Source organism: Pantoea sp. SJZ147, from assembly GCF_007828605.1.
GTDB lineage: Bacteria > Pseudomonadota > Gammaproteobacteria > Enterobacterales > Enterobacteriaceae > Pantoea > Pantoea allii.
In genome coordinates, this window is record NZ_VIVB01000005.1 from 29,602 (window position 1) to 47,587 (window position 17,986).

Annotated in this window: 9 protein-coding genes and 1 pseudogene; 6 read left to right on the forward strand and 4 right to left on the reverse strand. The window is 52.1% G+C overall.

Features of this window, described 5'->3' with window-relative positions:
* The coding region (locus FBY13_RS23710; RefSeq protein ID WP_255474478.1) for an Ig-like domain-containing protein at positions 1-1,275 on the reverse strand (1,275 nt) is incomplete at its 3' end.
* A 312-nt stretch (positions 1,276-1,587) separates the two neighbouring features.
* Positions 1,588-1,863: a hypothetical protein gene (locus FBY13_RS23425; protein ID WP_186440805.1), complete on the reverse strand. Its 276-nt coding sequence runs from the start codon at positions 1,861-1,863 to the stop codon at positions 1,588-1,590.
* Between the two features lie 105 nt (positions 1,864-1,968).
* Here FBY13_RS23425 and FBY13_RS08770 point away from each other — a divergent pair, with 105 nt between their 5' ends.
* The 3 genes and pseudogenes from FBY13_RS08770 to rcsB all read left to right on the forward strand — a co-directional run bounded on the left by FBY13_RS08770 (position 1,969) and on the right by rcsB (position 6,452).
* The gene (locus FBY13_RS08770; protein ID WP_145393979.1) at positions 1,969-3,123 is read left to right on the forward strand and encodes an MFS transporter; all 1,155 of its coding nucleotides are present in this window, start codon (positions 1,969-1,971) and stop codon (positions 3,121-3,123) included.
* A gap of 18 nt (positions 3,124-3,141) precedes the next feature.
* Positions 3,142-5,800, forward strand: a pseudogene (gene rcsD, locus FBY13_RS08775) (phosphotransferase RcsD).
* 1 nt (position 5,801) lies between these two features.
* On the forward strand, positions 5,802-6,452 hold the full coding sequence (gene rcsB / locus FBY13_RS08780; protein ID WP_014605387.1) for a response regulator transcription factor RcsB: 651 nt from the start codon (positions 5,802-5,804) through the stop codon (positions 6,450-6,452).
* A 40-nt stretch (positions 6,453-6,492) separates the two neighbouring features.
* Here rcsB and rcsC read toward each other — a convergent pair whose 3' ends face one another.
* Both rcsC and gyrA read right to left on the reverse strand, forming a co-directional pair.
* A complete protein-coding gene (gene rcsC, locus FBY13_RS08785) occupies positions 6,493-9,342 on the reverse strand; it encodes a two-component system sensor histidine kinase RcsC (protein ID WP_096010872.1) in 2,850 nt (949 codons plus the stop codon).
* A 220-nt stretch (positions 9,343-9,562) separates the two neighbouring features.
* On the reverse strand, positions 9,563-12,205 hold the full coding sequence (gyrA, locus tag FBY13_RS08790; RefSeq protein ID WP_063880274.1) for a DNA topoisomerase (ATP-hydrolyzing) subunit A: 2,643 nt from the start codon (positions 12,203-12,205) through the stop codon (positions 9,563-9,565).
* Positions 12,206-13,308: 1,103 nt separating this feature from the next.
* Between gyrA and ubiG the strand changes: the two genes are divergently transcribed.
* The 3 genes from ubiG to nrdB all read left to right on the forward strand — a co-directional run bounded on the left by ubiG (position 13,309) and on the right by nrdB (position 17,986).
* Positions 13,309-14,037, forward strand: a complete 729-nt coding sequence (gene ubiG / locus FBY13_RS08800) for a bifunctional 2-polyprenyl-6-hydroxyphenol methylase/3-demethylubiquinol 3-O-methyltransferase UbiG (RefSeq protein ID WP_145393980.1) — start codon at positions 13,309-13,311, stop codon at positions 14,035-14,037.
* Positions 14,038-14,491: 454 nt separating this feature from the next.
* The gene (nrdA, locus tag FBY13_RS08805; RefSeq protein ID WP_063880279.1) at positions 14,492-16,777 is read left to right on the forward strand and encodes a class 1a ribonucleoside-diphosphate reductase subunit alpha; all 2,286 of its coding nucleotides are present in this window, start codon (positions 14,492-14,494) and stop codon (positions 16,775-16,777) included.
* A gap of 78 nt (positions 16,778-16,855) precedes the next feature.
* Complete coding sequence (gene nrdB / locus FBY13_RS08810) at positions 16,856-17,986, forward strand: class Ia ribonucleoside-diphosphate reductase subunit beta (protein ID WP_063880280.1); 1,131 nt, start codon at positions 16,856-16,858, stop codon at positions 17,984-17,986.

The window sequence follows — 17,986 nt, forward strand, 5'->3', positions numbered from 1 at the left end:
CTCGACGTTGGTGGTGGTGCCCGACACCGGCTGATCGCTGGCCTTCTCGGTATTATCAAGAACGTTGTCACCGGCAAACGGATCAACGGTCAGCGTCGGTGCGCCCGGCGTGGTAACCGGAGCATCCACCGTCACGACCTGCTCTGCACTGGCGGTAGTGCCCGCCGCATTGCTGACGGTGACGTTAAGCGTGGTGGTACCCGCCGCCAGCGCGGTCAGCGCCGCCGACGGCACCGTCACGCTCCAGCTGCCGTCTGGCCCGACGGTGGTGGTATACGTCTGCCCGCCCAGCGTTACGGTAACGGTCTGCCCCGCCTCGACGTTGGTGGTGGTGCCCGACACCGGCTGATCGCTGGCCTTCTCGGTATTATCAAGAACGTTGTCACCGGCAAACGGATCAACGGTCAGCGTTGGTGCGCCCGGCGTGGTAACCGGAGCATCCACCGTCACAACCTGCTCTGCACTGGCGGTAGTGCCCGCCGCATTGCTGACGGTGACATTAAGCGTGGTGGTGCCTGCCGCCAGCGCGGTCAGCGCCGCCGACGGCACCGTTACGCTCCAGCTGCCGTCTGGCCCGACGGTGGTGGTATACGTCTGCCCGCCCAGCGTCACGGTAACGGTCTGCCCCGCCTCGACGTTGGTGGTGGTGCCCGACACCGGCTGATCGCTGGCCTTCTCGGTATTGTTCAGTACGTTGTCACCGGCAAACGGATTAACGCTAAGGGAAGGTGTATTGGGTGTGCCTGGCGTTCCCGGTGTACCTGGCGTAGCCGCGTTGTCATCTCCGCCACCACCACCGCCACGGCGGGTGCCAAGTGCAGCGCCCGCAAGACCCAGCAAGCCGACACCACTCGCCGTCATCAGGCCGGTGGAAATATTGCTGTTATCTGCCAGCAGAAGCGGCTCCACGCTATCCAGCGACTCATAGCTGGGCGTCACGGTTGTCGTGGCTAAATCGGTTGCACCAGCCGTGGTGGGAAAGAGCGCATGATCGGGCGGGTTCACGCCATCGTCAAAGACAAGTTCACTGTGATCGCCTGCGGCATCATCCAGGAAGAATTTTTTGTAGCGAACAGAACTTCCGTCACGCATCTGGACGATAAGATCGTCGCCCTGACGCTGGTATTGTACGACGGCCTCACGTGTCCCGTTGATGCGTACAACGCTGGGTTCACTGAGCGTAATCGTTTGTGTTAAGCCGCCGTTGACCTGAGACGTGAGCGTACCATTTGCACGAGAAATGATATCGACGCGACTTTGAGTGAGTTCTGCCATCTTGACCTTGCTCCACCAGAATATCTAATTAGCTGAAATGTAAAACCATAAAAATAAGTTATGATTTCACATTGACGTTTTTTCATGCCGTGTATCAGAAAACGTTTCAGTCTGGTGTGGGCAGTGCAAGAAAAAGACACAGAAAACCGTCCATGCCCTAAGCATTTACTTTATTTTTTAAAATTCTTGTTAACCGATGTTCATAAACAGCAACACCATGCAATCAATAGTTAACTTATCGCGTTTAAAAATCAATCATAAGATGCAGTTTTATTTATGAATTAATCAAAATAACATTAGCCATATTTGTGATTAATCAGCAGAGCACAGGGTGGGAAAGATGATCTCCCATGTCAAAACATTGCTAAATGTTTCCAGTAAAGAGCAAAAGTGACGGAAAAGACTCTCTTTTTTGGGTTCTTTGCTTTCTGCCAGATACTCAAATTCAGCTAAGCTATTCACCTTGCGAATTTGTGATGAAGATCGTCCTGGAAAGGGAGCTGTTTGGGGTTTATTCGCGGGCTGTGCCAGGAAAGTTCTGGAAAACACATCCATCAGGATAAAAGTCGGTACACTGGCTTTTCTCATGACCTGTTACAGCAGGCCGGTTAACCTGTTAAACCTGTGTTCTCACAGCGTTTTACAGGAAATTGATGCTACACTTTTCTGCTTTGCTACTGATGAATTAGAGCCATGACAGCACTGGATGCCGCAAAATCAAGCCAATCTGACAGCCGCCTGAGCGGGGGCACCCGTACTATTTTTTTGATCAACGGATTGGGGATGTCTGCCTGGGCTCCGTTGGTGCCCTATGCACGCGATCGATTGCACTTAGATGGCGCTTCATTGGGTGCGCTTTTGCTGTGTCTGGGAATTGGCTCACTCCTTGCCATGCCGGTGACCGGCACCTTAGTGGCGCGCTTTGGCTGCCGCAGAGTGATGGTCTGTTCGACGTTAGTGGTGTTATTCATGATGCCGCTGCTCGCCACAGTGCAAACACATCTGTTAATGGCAGCAACATTGATGCTGTTTGGTGCCGGACTGGGCATGCTGGACGTCGCCATGAACTATCAGGCGGTAGAAGTGGAAAAAGCAGCCGGCAGACCGATGATGTCGGGCTTCCATGCTTTTTTTAGCCTGGGCGGTATTCTGGGTGCCGGTGCGGTTAGCCTGCTGTTAAGCCTGACGTTTACCCCGTTAATAGCCGTGTTAATCATTATGGCCGTGATGGGGGTACTGTTGCTCTGGCGTCTGCCAACCTATATGAATCAGCGCTTACATCAGCCCGCTCAGTCGTGGCTGGTGATTCCGCGTGGACGCGTCGCCTTTCTGGGCATGCTGTGTTTTATTCTGTTTTTAGCGGAAGGAGCCGTGCTCGACTGGGGCGCACTTCTGCTGTTACAAAACCCCTCAATGACAACGGCGCATGCCGGGCTGGGTTATGCCCTGTTTTCCGTCGCCATGACGATTGGACGTTTTAGCGGCGATAAAATCATTCACCGCGTTGGCCGCTACCCGGTCATGTTGATGGGCGCGCTGGCGGCGGCTTCAGGCATGACCTTAGCCGTGCTCCTGCCCTGGCCAGAAGCCTCACTGCTGGCTTTCTTACTGGTGGGTTTTGGTTTATCGAATACCGTGCCCATGTTATTTAATTCGGCAGGTAATCAGCATGATATGCCGGCGAACCTGGCGATTTCTGCCATGACAACGTTGGGATATGCAGGTATTCTTTCTGGTCCGGCGTTGATCGGGTTCATTTCTCAATGGATTAGCCTTAGCGGTGCATTTTTGCTTATTGCACTGTTATTGTTAGCTGTGGCTGTCAGTGCGCGCAACGTTGCGCGATAATTCAGGTATCTGAGCGCTATGTTGTATAAGTTTCCGCTGACATCCGGTAATGTCACTCGCTTTTTTATCGTATTTAATCTGGTGCTGTTACTGGCGCTGGGCTTTATGGTGCAAAATTCCGTCAATGCCTGGTTGACAGATAAACGTTATGCCATGGCGGATATGGCGCGTGATATTCAAAAACGCATTGATGCCTATCGCTTTGTGACCTGGCAGATCTATGAAAACCTGTCGACCAGCGCCGCCGGATCGACACCCGCCACGAATTTACAAGAGACGCGCCTGCGTCCGGATGTCTACTATCTGGAAAAAACCCGCCGCAAAACCGAAGCGCTGATTTTCGGTTCGCATGACAGCAGCACGCTGGATATGTCGATGCGGATGTCCAGTTACCTGGATACGTTATGGGGTGCAGAAACGCCGACATGGTCAATGTATTTTTTAAATGGTCAGGACAACAGCCTGATCATGATTTCCACCCTGCCCCTGAAAGACATGACCACGCGCTACAGAGAACGCCATCAGTTCTCTGGTTGAGGCACGGCGTGCAGAAATGCTGCAACAGGCTAATGCGCTGGATGAGCGTGAAAGCTTTTCACCGCTGCGTCATCTCGCTTTCCAGAATGACCACTATTTTACCCTGCGTACGACGTTCAATCAGCCGGGCCATCTGGCCACCGTGGTGGCATTTGATTTACCTGTTAATGACTTGATTCCACTCAATATGCCGGTGGAAAACTTCCAGTTGCGTCAGGATGCTCCGCTGAATAACAGCGCCAGCAGCAACCAGGAAGATGTCGAAACCACGCAGGTTTCGTTGGTCAGTCACAATATCGAAATAGCCGCAACGCTCCCGAGCACATCGTTACAGCTGGTCTATCAGGTGCCCTTCTTACGCCTGTTGCTCGACAGCGCGCATAATTTGATGTGGCCGTTGCTGATTAACCTGGTGCTGTTCTTGCTGTCACTTGGCGGAATGTTGTTATTACGTCAACAGTCTCTGCGCCCGAGTGAAAACCAGAGCGCCGAGCTGGATTCGCTCCGTGTGCTCAATCAGGAGATTGTCGCCAGTTTACCGGTTGGCTTGCTGGTCTATGACTTCGCCAGCAATCGCACCTTATTAAGCAATAAAATCGCTGAGCATCTTTTGCCTCACCTTAATTTGCAGAAGATCATCAATATGTCCGATCAGCATCAGGGCGTACTGCAAGCCACGATTAACAATGAGGTGTATGAAATCCGCCACGCGCGTAGCGTCTTATCACCGCATACTCAGCTGTTTATGATGCGCGATCAGGATCGTGAGCTACTGGTGAACAAGAAGCTGCAGAAAGCGCAACAGGTGTTAGATCGTAACCACCAGATGCGTCAGCAGTTGCTTCATCACCTTGGTCACGCGTTAAACCAGCCGCTGGAAAAGATCGTTTCGCAGCTGGTTCACCTGAGCCAGCGTGAGAACGACGAGAGCGTGCTGGATATTCTGGATGAGAGTCAGTCACTGGCCCGCCTGGTTGACGATATCGTGCTGCTCAATCGCCTTGAAGCGCATGACTGGTCCCCGGATGCCTCGGTGTTTAACCTGCAGGAACTGCTGGACGAGATCACTCTGGAAAGTCTGCCGCTGCTGCGTCGCAAGGGATTATCGCTCGTGGTGAATAATCATCAGGCGAATGATGAAATGCGGTTTGGCGATCGCCGTGCCCTGCGCAAAGTGCTGACGACGCTGATGCATTATGCCTTGATCACGACGCGCTGGGGCAAGATAACGCTCGAAGTGAAAACGGCGGAGCACCATCCCGACCGCCTTTATATCGAGCTGGTGGACACCGGTGCCGGACTCACCGTGGATGAACTGGCGAATGTCGACTTCCCTTTCCTGGGCGATACCAGCCAGGATCGTTATGGTCAGGCTTCCGGCATGGCGTTTTTCCTGTGTAAACAGCTGTGCAAGCAGATGGGCGGCAGTCTGGAAATCGTCGCCAAAGCGGATATTGGCACTCGCTATAATATTCAGCTTCCGCTTACGCTTGAAGAAAAGCGCGAAGAGGATGAAGAGAAAATTCTCGAAGGGATTACCGCCCTGGTGGAGATCGCGGTTGAAGACGTCCACAAGATCGTCTGTCGCCATCTGGAGAACTGGGGCGCACGCTGCCTGACGCCAGATGAACGCATCTCAGGCCAGGATCATGATGTACAAATTACTGACGACCCCAGCAAATTATGTGGCTGGGCTTTATTGCTGGCGGAAGATGAACCCGGCCATCATGCTTTAAACGATCAACAGTATCGCGTCAATTTCAATCTCAGCAATGCACTACTTGATGCATTACTGGCACTGATTGAGAAGCAATTGTCCCACGATGTGATGGAGGATGACACCGACGATGACGCCAGCACGCCACTGTTAAGTGGTGGCTATTTCCAGCTGTTTACTGAGACAGTACCGGATGATGTAAAGAGATTGTATACTGAGTCAGCGATATCAGATTATGCCTCGCTTGCTCAGACAGCTCATCGCCTTAAAGGCGTGTTTGCTATGCTCAATTTGACACCGGGCAAACAGCTTTGTGAAGAGTTAGAACACCACATTAAAGTGTGTGACGATTCAAACATTACAAATACCACCAGTAATATTGACGCTTATGTCAATCAACTGCTGCAGCAAGGTAACCAATAAGATGAATAACTTGAATGTAATTATTGCGGATGATCACCCAATTGTTCTTTTCGGTATCCGAAAATCTCTGGAACAAATTGAGTGGGTTAACGTTGTAGGCGAATTTGAAGATTCAACGGCGCTGATCAACAACCTGTCCAAGCTTGATGCGAATGTTCTGATCACCGACCTCTCCATGCCAGGTGAAAAGTATGGTGACGGTATTACGCTGATTAAATATATCAAACGTCACTATCCCGACCTGTCCATTATTGTTCTTACCATGAACAATAACCCGGCGATTCTGAGCTCGGTACTGGATCTGGATATTGAAGGGATCGTACTGAAACAGGGTGCGCCAACCGATCTGCCAAAAGCGCTGGCAGCCCTGCAGAAAGGCAAGAAATATACGCCAGAAAGCGTGGCTAAACTGCTGGAGAAAATCAGTGCGGGCGGTTATGGCGACAAACGTTTGTCGCCAAAAGAGAGCGAAGTATTGCGCCTCTTTGCTGAAGGTTTCCTGGTCACAGAAATTGCCAAGAAGCTGAACCGCAGTATTAAAACCATCAGTAGCCAGAAAAAATCAGCCATGATGAAGTTGGGTGTGGATAACGATATCGCCCTGCTCAACTACCTGTCATCGGTCAGTGCGACCCAAATCGATAAAGATTAAGTCCGCAGGCGGTGCGTTTACGCACCGCCTCTCTTCCCGGCTATCCTTCCCGCGTTTTACGTACCCGCTCCGCATAAATACCCAGCGTCGTTTTCAGCACGTCTAACGTCACTGGCTTCGACAGACAGTTGTCCATTCCGGCATCCATACAACGCTGTTTTTCTTCCGCCAGCGCATTCGCCGTCACGCCCACCACCGGGAATACGTGCCCAAGCTGACGCAACCGCTGTGTCAGGCGATAGCCATCCATATTCGGCATGTTCACATCGGTCAGCACAATATCAATGCTGTTACGGCTGAGGACATTTAACGCATCAACGCCATCCTGTGCCGTTTTAACCTGATAACCCAGCGTGCCAAGCTGCTCTGACAGCAACATACGGTTGATAGGATGATCGTCAACGATCAGCACCATAATGTCGTCGTTATGAATTTTCTCTTCTACCGGACTGGCCAGCGACAACGCATCGTTCACGTCGGATTCAACCGCAATGCGGTAAATGCGCGCCAGCAGGGTTGGCAGCTCATGCAGGGTGGCGGTGCTGTGAATCCAGCGCCCGGCCTGGGGCTCACGCGGCATGTCCACGTGTGAGCCGTCAACGGTGATAACTGCGCGAACCGGAGAGCTAACGTCTAACGAATAATCCGTTAACACCACATCATCACTGCCGGGATCAGCCTGATATTCGGCGACCTGAATACCATGCTGCTTTAACAACCGCTCAAGATACTGCGCCAGGTATTCATTACGCATCGCCAGCCAGATTTTCTTATCCTGTAACCCATCCAGCAGCGGGATTGATGGCTGCTTACCGTTATAGATGGGAATGCGCACAATAAACTGGCTTCCCATTCCTGGCTCAGACTCAACCTCAATATCACCGTCCATCATATTGATAAGCTTTTCGCAAATCGCTAAACCCAGCCCGGTGCCCTGGAAATTACGCTGTACGCCATTACCCACCTGGAAAAAAGGATCGAACAGTCGGGTTAACTCTTTTGCCGGAATGCCGACGCCGGTATCCCGCGTGCGGAACGCCAGATAGCCTTGTGTGACATAGGCATGCAGGATAATGCAGCCCGTATGGGTAAATTTAATGGCATTATTCAAAAGGTTAGAGATCACCTGTTGCAGGCGCAGTGGATCGCCATCAAGCGCCTGCGGCACATCGTGCTCGATATAGCAGTAAAGCGTCAGACGTTTCTTTACTACCAGGGAGAGGTAGTTACCAACAATGTGGGTAATCACTTCACGCGGCGAGAAAGGACGCGGTTCTATCTTCAGCTGCTCCGACTCAATTTTGGAGAAATCGAGAATGTCGCTGATGATTTTCAGCAGCAGGCTGGAGGAGTTATTCATTGCAGTGACCAGCGACGCTATCCCGCTCGGCAACTGGCGCGTCTGCAGCAGATCCAGGTTGCCAATGATGCCATACAGCGGCGTACGAAGTTCGTGGCTGACCGTCGCGAGGAACATCGATTTCGACTGGCTGGCCTGTTCAGCAGCATGGGCCATTTCCTGTAGCGATTGCTCCATACGGACACGCGCGGACACGTCCACCAGCACACAGATGGCTACGTTCTCATTTCGATAGCGGGAATGCACGAAGCTGATTTGCAGGTTAGTGTTGCTGCCCGTCAGCACATCGACAAAGTTGACCTGCTGACCACCGATAATCTCATTCAATCGCTTACGATCTTCTTGCGTCAGCAGCGTGAGATAGTTGTGCGCCAGCTCATTACTGAGAATGTTGGTGCCATCGCTGGTGCGCAGAATACAAATCCCGACCGGGGCCGAGGCCACAATTTTACGGTTAAACTGCTCATGCTCTTCCAGCCGGTGGGCATTTTCTTCCGCTGGCAGAAACATGCGCCGCTCAAATAGCCAGGCCAGCGTAAACAGCACAATCGCGCTCAGGATATTAAGCAATAAGGCATTAATCATCATCAGCTTAAGCTGATCGACCAGTACATCGGTCGATACCGACCACACCACGTTAAGATTCGAGGGCGGCAGCGGTTTTTTCAGCACCAGTTGACGATAACCGTCAAGATAGCCAAACCAGGTTTTGTCATCGGGCAATTCATTTAGTGAAAAACCTAAACCACCCCGGCGCGAGGTCAGGAGCGGATAATAGTTTTCATCCGTGATCGTGGCTGTTACGGGCAGGCTACCGGGCTGAATAAACTCCTCAAGCTGAATGTTTTGTTCCACCCCCAGCAAGGCCTGAAGCTTATCGGCAACGTATATCGGCATCACAACAGAGAAGCTACCCACGCCAGGCTGCGCGCTACTGTTTACCCAGTAAGCGGGATTGCGCCGGTCCTCTTCCGAGCTGTTGCGGTAGCGTTGCAGGTTTTCTTGCAGCAGTTTCAGACTGCGATCGCGACTGACGTTATTGCCGATAGCAAAATCCGCCAGGCACTTACTATCCCCACTAATCAGGAAAACCCGGCTCAAATCATAAGATGAGGCAAAGTTGCTTTTCCAGTAATTGATATAGTTGCCAAGTGAGTCCAGTGAGGTGCGCCAGGTGGTGCTCATGGAGGCGCAGTCGTCGCCTGAATACAGTGGCGTAAACTGCGGTTGAATGGTTTTGCCGGCCGGTAACCGACCTGAGGGATCGGCCCCGCTACTGCCACTGGTTAAATGGTTTTCAGCGATGTACTTGAGCTCACGCATCATGCCCGCCGAGTGGCGCACGTACCAGTCAATGGTCCCGTAGTTGCTGGCGAATTCCTGACGAACCTTATTCTCTTTATCGTGCAGTACGCTGATGATATAGAAGGTGGTCAGCACCGCGCCCAGTAACCAGATTAGCAGCGCCAGCGCGCGAAACAGATAGCGCGAAATGCGAAGCGTCGTGCGGAAAGAGACTAGATATTTCAAAGGTGACTCGCAGGTGGCAAGGTTAGTCGCATCGTTGGATTTTTAATGCTCATACACTAGCTTTATCGCAGCAAAAAAGCCAGTCGGCTGCGGAGCGCGACCGCAGTTTGGGAATGTTTGACCTTACCGGAAATCATCCTTGCTAAAACACCACCGCAAAAAAAACGGCAGGTCGGGTTGCCCCTGACCTGCCGTTCATGACTCACGTGCGTTGGATGACTTACACGTCGTCGTCCGCTGCGGGGACATCGTCGTCGTCGTTGTCGACTTCAGGCACGATATCTTCGTCCCCTTCCGCGACACTGCCGTCGATGGAATCCAGCTCTTCTTCTTCCACCGGCTCCGCAACGCGTTGCAGTCCGACCACGTTCTCGTCTTCTGCAGTACGAATCAGAATCACACCCTGGGTATTACGGCCCACGATGCTGACTTCAGATACCCGCGTACGCACCAGGGTGCCTGCATCGGTGATCATCATGATCTGATCGCTGTCGACCACCTGCACTGCGCCAATCACCGGACCGTTACGCTCGGTCACTTTGATAGAGATAACGCCCTGCGTAGCACGCGACTTGGTCGGGTATTCGCTGTTAGCTGTACGCTTACCATAGCCGTTCTGGGTGACCGTCAGGATAGCGCCCTCTTCGCGCGGCACGATGAGTGAAACTACCCGATCGTTCTGCGCCAGCTTGATACCACGAACGCCCGAGGCGGTACGGCCCATGGCACGCACGGCAGATTCGGCGAAGCGCACCACTTTACCGGCAGCCGAGAACAACATCGCTTCATCGTTACCGTTGGTCAGCGCGACACCAATCAGCTCATCATCATCGCGCAGGTTAATGGCAATGATACCGGCGCTGCGTGGGCGGCTAAACTCTTGCAGACCCGTTTTCTTCACTGTACCGCTTGCGGTTGCCATGAAGATGTTGAAGCCTTCGGTATATTCGCGCACTGGCAGAATCGCCGTGATACGTTCGTTGGCTTCAAGCGGCAGCAGGTTGACGATGGGACGTCCACGTGCACCACGGCTGGCTTCCGGCAACTGGTAGACCTTCATCCAGTAGAGTCGGCCACGGCTGGAGAAGCACAGAATGGTATCGTGGGTGTTAGCCACCAACAGACGATCGATAAAGTCTTCTTCTTTAATGCGTGCGGCTGACTTGCCTTTGCCACCACGGCGCTGCGCTTCATAATCCGTCAGTGGCTGATATTTCACATAACCCTGATGCGACAGCGTAACCACCACGTCTTCCTGATTGATCAGGTCTTCGATGTTGATGTCAGCACTGTTTGCGGTGATTTCCGTGCGGCGCTCATCACCAAACTGATCGCGCATCAGTTCCAGCTCTTCGCGGATGACTTCCATCAAGCGCTCTGAGCTTCCCAGGATGTGCAGTAACTCGGCAATTTGATCCAGCAGCTGTTTGTACTCGTCCAGCAGCTTTTCATGCTCAAGACCGGTCAGTTTCTGCAGACGTAAGTCCAGAATGGCCTGAGCCTGTTGCTCGGTCAGATAATACTGGCCGTCACGAATACCAAACTGCGCCTCCAGCCACTCCGGGCGGGCTGCATCGTCACCTGCGCGCTCCAGCATGGCTGACACGTTGCCCAGATCCCACGCTTGTGAAATCAGGCCCGCTTTGGCTTCCGCTGGCGTCGGTGCACGACGGATCAGTTCGATGATCGGATCGATGTTAGCCAGCGCAATCGCCAGTCCTTCAAGGATATGTGCGCGATCGCGCGCCTTACGCAGTTCAAAAATAGTACGACGCGTCACCACTTCACGACGATGGCGAACGAAGGCTTCAAGAATCTCCTTCAGCGCCATAATCTTCGGCTGGCCCTGATGCAGTGCCACCATGTTGATGCCGAAAGAGGTTTGCAGTTGAGTCAGTGAATAGAGGTTGTTGAGAACCACTTCACCAACTGCATCGCGTTTGATTTCAATGACGATGCGCATGCCGTCTTTATCGGACTCATCACGCAGGGCGCTGATCCCTTCGACGCGTTTTTCTTTCACCAGCTCGGCGATTTTCTCGATCAGGCGAGCTTTGTTCACCTGATACGGAAGTTCGTGAATGATGATCGTTTCACGCCCGGTTTTGGCATCCACTTCTACTTCGCCACGGGCACGGATATAAACCTTACCACGGCCGGTGCGATAGGCTTCTTCAATGCCGCGGCGGCCATTGATGATTGCCGCTGTCGGGAAGTCAGGCCCCGGAATGTGTTCCATCAGCCCTTCAATGCTGATGTTTTCATCTTCGATATAAGCGAGGCAGCCGTTGATCACTTCGCGCAGGTTATGCGGCGGAATGTTGGTTGCCATACCGACTGCAATACCGGACGAGCCGTTTACCAGCAGGTTAGGGATTTTGGTGGGCAGAACTTCAGGGATCTGCTCTGTACCGTCGTAGTTCGGAACGAAATCGACGGTCTCTTTTTCCAGGTCAGCTAACAGGTCGTGGGCGATTTTGGACATGCGCACTTCGGTATAACGCATCGCCGCAGCGGAGTCGCCGTCGATGGAGCCGAAGTTGCCTTGACCGTCCACCAGCATGTAACGCAGGGAGAAAGGCTGGGCCATACGTACAATGGTGTCGTAAACGGCAGAATCACCATGCGGGTGATATTTACCGATAACGTCACCGACGACGCGGGCAGATTTTTTATAGGGTTTGTTCCAGTCATTACCCAGTTCGCTCATCGCGAAAAGTACGCGGCGATGCACTGGCTTCAGGCCATCACGCACATCGGGTAAAGCTCGGCCAACGATGACCGACATGGCGTAATCGAGGTAAGAATTTTTTAACTCTTCTTCGATATTAACCGGTGTAATTTCTCTCGCAAGGTCGCTCATGGAGCCGCTATCCCTCTACTAATCCCGGATTTTAAAGGTGCGAAAGTATATCATAGAGCCGCACGTGAGGGAAAAGTAAAGCAACGACAACCACGAGGTTTTTCATCCCTTACTGGCACAAATTTAACCCAGACAGGTACCACACGAAAATGCACCTTACAGGCGATACCCGGCTGGAGAGGAAACGCATAATTTGCATTCATGATCACAAATAGGTTCTGGTATCAGCAGCGGTTACTCTCACTCCTCAGTAATCAGGATAAAACAACCTAATCAGCACCTGATTGCCTCTGCACCCGCCATAAGAGTTTTAGCCACGAAAAATCCCTAAGTGTGTGTACGACGTTCAGTACCGGGATATCTTTCTGGCCCTTACTCTATAAATTCATTACATTATTCCGCGTATTGAAACGCTCAATGAACGCCTGTTTTCGCGTTGAGATAAGAGGTCTTCACCGCTTGCATGCCCCTGATGCAAGCCAACTGAGCCGGTTGGTTAACCTGATATTTGTTCCAAAAAAGAGGTGGTCTTGATTTTTAAAACCATAAAAAAAGGGTTCAGACTCTGCATGAATTACGAAGAAAAAGATTCGAAACTCGAATACTTCATCTTCCTGGTTTTCCAGCTAGTCTGGTTTTCGCTCTACCTGTCCTTTCTGGCGGACGATTCCCTTTCAATCCTGCTGATCATTGCATTTATTATGCCTCTTATTTCCAGCAGTTTGCGGTGCCTTAACTATCTGAACAGAAGCCGTGCGATTGGTTTTTTGTGGATACCCTTTCCCTATTTCATGGCTTTAATCCCTTTGTTGCTAACCAGAAAACACATAACGTAAGCGCGTTTTTTGTCTCGCCGTTTTACCCTTACGCCAACTGCGATCAGGCCATCTTTAGCTTCCGGTCATCATTCTGATAGTGCTGATAACATAATCACATTTCAGTTGCTCCCTCCTTTCGGCTTGCCAGTGAAACATTCTCTTTTGTCATCGTGCCTTTCGATTTAAGCCAGGTTTGGCTATGACTGCTGACTCTTCAGCCTACGGCCTGGTTCAGCTTGAGGTATACTCCCAACCATCAACGCTATTAGCCGGAGTAACAAGGTTATGATTTCAACTTCACAGGAAAGCGGTCAGAACGTTGACCATAAGGAAATTGCCAAGTTTGAGGCCGTTGCCTCGCGCTGGTGGGATCTGGAGGGCGAATTTAAACCGCTGCACCGTATTAACCCTCTGCGGCTGGGCTATATTGCACAACACAGCAACGGGCTGTTTGGCAAGAAGGTGCTGGATGTCGGCTGTGGCGGCGGTATCCTGGCCGAAAGCATGGCACGGGAAGGCGCAGTGGTCACCGGATTGGATATGGGCGCTGAACCGCTGGAAGTCGCGCGTCTGCACGCGCTGGAAAGCGGCGTCACGCTCAGCTATGTGCAGCAGACGGTGGAAGAGCACGCCAGCCAACACGCGGGCGAATACGATGTGGTGACCTGCATGGAAATGCTGGAACATGTGCCCGATCCGCGTTCGGTGGTGCACGCCTGCGCGCAGCTGGTGAAACCCGGCGGTGAGGTGTTCTTTTCTACCATTAACCGTAATCCCAAAGCCTGGCTGATGGCTATTTTTGGCGCTGAGTATGTTCTGCGCATGGTGCCGCGCGGCACGCATGATGTGAAAAAATTTATCCGCCCTTCCGAACTGCTGGGCTGGGTCGATGAAACGCCACTGCGTGAGCGCAATATGATTGGCCTGCACTACAACCCCATCACCGATAAGTTTCGTCTGGGTAACGGTGTTGATGTGAACTACATGATACACGCCCACTACGGCGACGCCTGATCCGCCGCAGCGTGCGGCTCTGCCCACGCTGCTGTCATCCTGTTGTCATCTGCTCGCGCTAATTTTCCCATGGGGCAGTTCTGTGTCATCGGAGCCGTGACATTTGCACATTTTGCTGATGCCTGCTTTCTGGTGTTTGAAAAACTTGCGCAATGTTTGAAAAATCAGCGGTCGATCATAAATTGCAATATTTTCTCTGGATGGTTGACATGACCTGCGGCCTTACGAGACGCGGCTTAAGAAAACCCTTAGAAAATACAACCCCCGTAGACATCATTTTTTCCTCTTGTTAAGCGCCAGCAAAATACTAGAATAAGCCTCCATATTGTTATACATATCTTCGACAACCCCAAGATGTAGTGTTTATCCACAACATTATTCACAATGAATATGCTGTGCATAAATCGGGATTTCTTTTAATTATTGGATACTCACGCAAAGGTAAAAACGCGACATGAACCAAAGTCTGCTCGTTACTAAACGCGATGGCCGCCAGGAGCGCATTGATCTCGACAAAATTCACCGTGTCCTCGACTGGGCGGCCGAAGGGCTGAACAATGTGTCGGTTTCACAGGTAGAGCTGCGTTCCCACATTCAGTTTTATGATGGCATCAAAACGTCTGACATCCATGAAACTATCATTAAGGCCGCTGCAGACCTCATTTCTCGCGATGCCCCTGACTATCAGTATCTGGCTGCGCGACTGGCTATTTTCCACCTGCGCAAGAAAGCTTACGGTCAGTTTGAACCCCCAGCCCTGTACGATCAGGTTGTTAAGATGGTCGATCTGGGTAAGTACGACCGCCATCTGCTGGAAGACTACAGCCGTGAAGAGTTCGAGCAGATGGACGGCTTTCTCGACCACTGGCGTGACATGAATTTTTCCTACGCGGCGGTGAAGCAGTTAGAAGGCAAATATCTGGCTCAGAACCGTGTATCCGGTGAAATCTATGAAAGCGCACAGTTCCTGTATATCCTGGTCGCAGCCTGCCTGTTCTCAGCTTATCCTCGTGCGACCCGCATGGATTACATCAAGCGTTTCTATGATGCGATCTCGACCTTTAAAATCTCACTGCCGACGCCCATCATGTCCGGTGTGCGTACGCCTACGCGTCAGTTCAGCTCATGCGTGCTGATTGAGTGCGGCGACAGTCTGGACTCCATCAATGCCACTTCCAGTGCGATTGTGAAATACGTTTCTCAGCGTGCGGGCATTGGGATTAACGCCGGCCGTATCCGCGCGTTGGGTAGCCCTATCCGCGGCGGTGAAGCCTTCCATACCGGCTGTATTCCGTTCTACAAACACTTCCAGACCGCCGTAAAATCCTGTTCGCAGGGCGGCGTCCGTGGTGGTGCAGCCACACTGTTCTATCCCATGTGGCATCTGGAAGTCGAAAGCCTGTTAGTTCTGAAGAACAACCGTGGCGTTGAAGGCAACCGCGTTCGTCATATGGACTATGGCGTGCAGCTCAACAAACTGATGTACCAGCGTCTGCTTAAAGGCGAAGACATCACGCTGTTCAGTCCGTCAGACGTGCCTGGCCTGTATGATGCGTTCTTTGCCGATCAGGACGAATTTGAGCGTCTCTATACCAAATACGAAAAAGACAGCAGCATTCGTAAGCAGCGTGTCAAAGCGGTTGACCTGTTCTCGCTGATGATGCAGGAACGCGCCTCAACGGGCCGTATCTATATCCAGAACGTCGATCACTGCAACACGCACAGCCCGTTTGACGCCAGCATTGCTCCCGTGCGCCAGTCTAACCTGTGCCTGGAAATTGCACTGCCAACCAAACCGATGAGCGACGTTAACGACGACAACGGTGAAATCGCGTTGTGCACGCTGTCAGCCTTTAACCTGGGTGCCATCGAAAGCCTGGACGACCTGGAAGAGCTGGCAACACTCGCGGTGCGTGCACTGGATGCCCTGCTCGATTATCAGGACTACCCTATCCCGGCCGCACAACGCGGTGCTATGGGTCGCCGTACGCTGGGTATTGGCGTAATTAACTTTGCTTACTACCTGGCGAAACACGGTGTACGTTACTCCGACGGCAGTGCCAATGGTCTGACGCACAAAACGTTTGAAGCCATTCAGTACTACCTGCTGAAAGCGTCCAATGAGCTGGCGAAAGAGCAAGGTGCCTGCCCGTGGTTCAATGAAACCACTTATGCGCAGGGCGTGCTGCCGATCGACACCTACAAGAAAGATCTGGATGCGATCTGTAATGAGCCGCTGCACCTGGACTGGGAAACCCTGCGTGAGCAGATTAAAACCCACGGTCTGCGTAACTCGACGCTGTCCGCGCTGATGCCGTCTGAAACCTCATCGCAGATTTCAAACGCAACCAATGGTATTGAGCCACCGCGTGGTCATATCAGCATCAAGGCATCCAAAGACGGTATCCTGCGTCAGGTTGTGCCGGAGTATGAGCGCCTTAAAGATCAGTACGAACTGCTGTGGGATATGCCGTCGAACGATGGTTACCTGCAACTGGTCGGCGTGATGCAGAAATTCGTCGACCAGGCGATTTCGTCTAACACCAACTACGATCCGTCACGTTTTGCCAACGGCAAAGTGCCGATGAAGCAGTTGTTAAAAGATCTGCTGACCGCCTACAAGTTTGGCGTGAAGACACTCTATTATCAAAACACCCGTGATGGTGCGGAAGATGCACAGGATGATCTGGCACCTTCTATTCAGGATGATGGCTGCGAGAGCGGCGCCTGTAAGATCTGACGGTCGGGCGGGAAGCCTTTCCCGCCCACATTTTCCCGCGAGGCCGGTGCTGAGCCTCGTCTACTTTGGACAGTTTTTATGGCTTACTCCACTTTTTCACAGAACAAAAATGACCAGTTGAAAGAGCCGATGTTTTTCGGTCAGTCCGTTAACGTGGCGCGTTTTGACCAGCAGAAATACGACATCTTTGAAAAACTGATCGAAAAGCAGCTCTCCTTCTTCTGGCGTCCTGAAGAGGTTGATGTTTCACGTGACCGCATCGACTACCAGGCACTGCCCGATCATGAAAAACACATTTTCATCAGCAACCTGAAGTACCAGACCTTGCTGGATTCGATTCAGGGACGCAGCCCGAACGTGGCGCTCCTGCCGCTGATCTCCATTCCTGAACTGGAAACCTGGATCGAAACCTGGGCGTTCTCAGAGACGATTCACTCGCGCTCTTATACGCACATCATCCGCAACATCGTCAACGATCCGGCTGTGGTGTTTGACGATATCGTCACCAACCAGCAGATTCTGGCGCGTGCCCAGGATATCTCGAAGTACTACGATGACCTGATTGAGATGACCAGCTACTGGCATCTGTTAGGTGAAGGCACACATCAGGTCGCGGGTAAGTCCGTTACCGTCAGCCTGCGTGCGCTGAAAAAGCAGCTTTATATCTGCCTGATGAGTGTCAATGCGCTGGAAGCGATTCGTTTCTACGTTAGCTTTGCCTGTTCATTCGCGTTCGCCGAGCGTGAGCTGATGGAAGGGAATGCGAAAATCATCAAGCTGATTGCCCGCGATGAAGCCTTACATCTGACCGGCACCCAGCACATGCTGAACCTGCTGCGCACGGGCGAAGACGATCCTGAAATGAAAGAGATTGCCGCTGAGTGTCGTCAGGAGTGTTTTGAGCTGTTTAAGAAAGCGGCGTTGCAGGAAAAAGAGTGGGCGGAATACCTGTTCAGCGGCGGCTCAATGATCGGCCTGAACAAAGATATCCTGTGCCAGTATATTGAATACATCACTAATATTCGTATGCAGGCAGTTGGCCTCGACCTGCCGTTTGAAACACGCTCGAACCCGATTCCCTGGATTAACGCCTGGCTGGTGTCGGACAACGTTCAGGTGGCCCCGCAGGAAGTGGAAGTCAGCTCTTACCTGGTCGGTCAGATTGACTCCGAAGTGGGTGAAAACGACTTCGACGACTTCCAGCTGTAA